At 43.1% G+C, this 686-nt stretch carries 1 protein-coding gene; it reads right to left on the reverse strand.

Annotated elements, in window-relative coordinates:
* A partial coding sequence (locus ACODST_RS27815; RefSeq protein ID WP_488935349.1) for an Ig-like domain-containing protein occupies window positions 1–686 on the reverse strand: 686 nt, incomplete at both ends.

The raw sequence follows: 686 nt of genomic DNA on the forward strand, positions 1-686 counted from the left end.
ACTTGATGTCAGTACAACACTGCCGCCTGGACAGAACGTTGTTGGACCGCCTGCTGTAATAGTAGGAGTCGCCGGGGTTGAATTAACTGTTACAGTCACATTATCTGATACTGAACCTGTACAGCCCGAAGAAGTAACCTGAACATTATAGGTTCCGGCTGTCGATACCGTAATAGATTGTGTTGTTGCTCCGGTTGACCAAACATTTCCGGTAGCAGAACTTGAAGTTAACGTTACACTTCCTCCAGTACAAAATGTTGTTGGACCACCTGCTGTAATAGTCGGTTTAGCAGGTATAGGATTTACAGTTACTGTTACAGCTGTTGAAGCTGCACTTTGACATCCCGATGCATTAGCAACCCTTACACTATAATTTCCTGAAGCTGACACAGTGATAGACTGAGTCGTGGCTCCGGTTGACCATAAATAACTATTCCCTCCGCTTGAAGTCAAAGTAACAGTACCTCCTGAACAAAAGGTTGTAGGTCCGCCTGCTGTAATAGTTGGAGCAGTCGGATTTGGATTTACTGTTACTGATACAAGTGTTCTTGCACTTTCACAACCACTTACAGTCTGGCTTACATAATAATTCCCTGATGATAATATTTCTGTTCCTGTGTAAAGTGTTCCTCCTGTACTGGCACTGTACCATTTTAAGTTTGTTCCTGTGGCAACTAAATCACTAA

The sequence above is a fragment of the Flavobacterium sp. FG19 genome, from assembly GCF_057809475.1.